This window comes from Mycobacterium sp., assembly GCF_035314665.1.
Taxonomy (GTDB): Bacteria; Actinomycetota; Actinomycetes; order Mycobacteriales; family Mycobacteriaceae; genus Mycobacterium.
This window is the reverse complement of record NZ_DATFZD010000133.1, coordinates 1-2,307: the sequence shown is the minus strand read 5'-3', so window position 1 is coordinate 2,307 and position 2,307 is coordinate 1. Positions and strand designations below refer to the sequence as shown.

The following is a 2,307-nucleotide window of genomic DNA, read 5'->3' as shown; positions in this document are numbered from 1 at the left end:
GAGGTTACGTCCAAGCGGCGGCGGTGTGCTGTCCTGGATTGCCACGGGCACAGCGGCCTAGACGAGCCTGCCGACGGTTAGTCGTTGTCTGAATTTCGGCCCGCCACACACCTGACATGCGACACGAAGGTGGTTGGCGGGTAACGCCGCCGACGGGCTAACGCTTCGATAAACGCCACCGGAGTACAGCGAATGAGTCGCGAGCCGTCGACGGCGTAAGGCCGTTAGGCGAACAAATCGGTGACCATTGCCACCTGATCTTCTGCGAAGGTCGTCCTACGGTCATGCGTGAAGCTGCCAATACGACAGAAACGGGGAAACGAAATGTCCGGCTCCGAAACTCATCGTGGCATTTTGGTCGGCGTCGACCGATCAGCGTCGTCAATGGCGGCGGTCGACTGGGCGGCTCGCGATGCTGCGATGCGCAATGTTCCGCTAACACTCATGCACGTCGTCGCACCGGTCGTGCCGGCGGTTGCGCCGTGGCCGGAGATTCCGATTCCTCAAGACTATTTCGAGTGGCAGGACGACAAAGCGAGGCGAATTCTCGAAGACGCGCGCAGGGCGGTCGCCGACAGCACCCCCACCTGGCGGCACACCGCCATCAGCCCGCCGTTCGTGTAAAGCGTGGTGGTACATGGCCCGACCGTTTCCACGCTCGTCAATGAGTCCAAGCGTGCCGACATGATGGTCGTAGGATGCCGGGGCGACGGCGCGTTTTGCCGGGTCGGGTTCGGCTCGGTCAGCACCGGCCTTGTGAACCATGCGCATTGCCCGGTCGCGGTCGTCCATAATGAGGCCCCGCCGCCCGCGCAGGCACCGGTGCTGGTGGGAATCGACGGTTCGCCCGCATCGGAACTGGCGACGGAGATCGCCTTTGACGAGGCCTTCCGCCGGGGTGTGGACTTGGTGGCACTGCATGCGTGGTCGGATGTCAGCATGCCGGAAATGCCAGGTCTGGATCTCGCGACGATGGAAGTGCAGGCACAAGAGGCGCTGGCCGAGTGGCTCGCCCGATGGCAGGAGCGCTACCCCGATGTCACGGTGCAACGTGTGGTGGTGTGCGATCAGCCGGCTCGTCAACTTGTCGAGCACTCGGAGTCCGCACAACTCGTCGTCGTCGGCAGTAACGGTCGCGGCGGATTCGCCGGCATGCTGCTGGGCTCGGTGAGCACGGCCGTCGCGCATGCGGCGCCGACGGTGGTGATCGTCGCCCGCGAGTCATAGCGGCGCAACCAAACCAAGGGTGATCGCTGACTCGCGACGCCCTTCGCGCAGCCCAATCACATGAACACCATCGACACGATGAGGAGGCGAGATGAAGTCGATCGCGGCGACCGTTGACATATCCCTTCGCCCTGAGGACGTGTTCTGGTACGTGACGGACGCGTCACGTTTCCCCGAGTGGCAGGGCAATGTTGTCTCGGCACATTGGGAAGGCAACACCCCGGTTAGAGTCGGCTCCCTGGCCGCCGTCACCCGGCGCGTCGGTCCCCGGACATTGTCGACCACCGAGGAGATAACCGAACTCAGTCCTCCGAAGTCCTGGAAGGTGCGAGGGGTCGGCGGCCCGACTACGGCAATCGCCAAAGGCACGATTGAGCCGCTCGATGACGGGGCGCGGTCTCGCGTCACGATTGCCTTCGAGTTCGAGGCGCACGGCGTCGGAAAGCTCCTCCTTCCACTGGTCGTCCGCCCCCAGGTGCGTATGCGGCTACCCAAGCACTTGGAAAAGCTGAAGGAGGTGCTCGAGCAAGCCCTGGACAGTTAGCCGTTGTGAGTGTGAACAACCAACTCCCGACCGTGAGGTATGCGTACGGATGTCGCACGAGCAGCCAGATCTGAGCGCAGCGCAGCGCCAGCACTGGCAAGACACCTACCGGGCGCACCCCGATATGTATGGCTCTGCGCCGTCGGCGCCAGCGGTGTACGCGGCGCAGGTGTTCAAGGCCGCCAGTGCCGAGCTGGTCTTAGAGTTAGCGGCCGGTCACGGCCGGGATGCCCTGTATTTCGCCGAGCAGGGCTTCAGGGGTGGTGGCCACCGACTTCAGTGCTGTTGCGGTCGACCAAATCCGCCGAGCCGCCCAAGCTCAAGGCGTGGCCGCGCAGGTCTCGGCGACAGTGCACGATCTGCGCGAACCCCTGCCTCTCGAGTGCGGAGCAGTCGATGCGGTATTCGCGCACATGGCATTGTGTATGGCCCTGTCGACCAAGGAAATCCACGCCATCGTGAATGAGGTTCGGCGAGTGCTGCGGCCAGGCGGAACGTTCATCTACACCGTTCGGCACACCGGCGACACCCACTAC

General features: G+C 63.8%; 2 protein-coding genes and 1 pseudogene. All 3 read left to right on the top strand.

All coding sequences use genetic code 11. The annotated features are described in order from the left end of the window. The first annotated feature begins 324 nt into the window (after positions 1 to 324). Positions 325 to 1,227 (top strand): annotated as a pseudogene (locus VKI00_RS10365) (universal stress protein). A 91-nt stretch (positions 1,228 to 1,318) separates the two neighbouring features. Beyond that, on the top strand, positions 1,319 to 1,771 hold the full coding sequence (locus tag VKI00_RS10360) for an SRPBCC family protein (protein ID WP_324437339.1): 453 nt from the start codon (positions 1,319 to 1,321) through the stop codon (positions 1,769 to 1,771). Positions 1,772 to 1,998: 227 nt separating this feature from the next. Beyond that, on the top strand, positions 1,999 to 2,307 hold a 309-nt coding region (locus tag VKI00_RS10355), incomplete at its 3' end, for a class I SAM-dependent methyltransferase (RefSeq protein WP_324437337.1).

Excerpts from the sequence above, each read along its gene's own strand:
- VKI00_RS10360 (WP_324437339.1), top strand. The coding sequence starts at position 1,319 with ATGAAGTCGATCGCGGCGACCGTTGACATATCCCTTCGCCCTGAGGAC.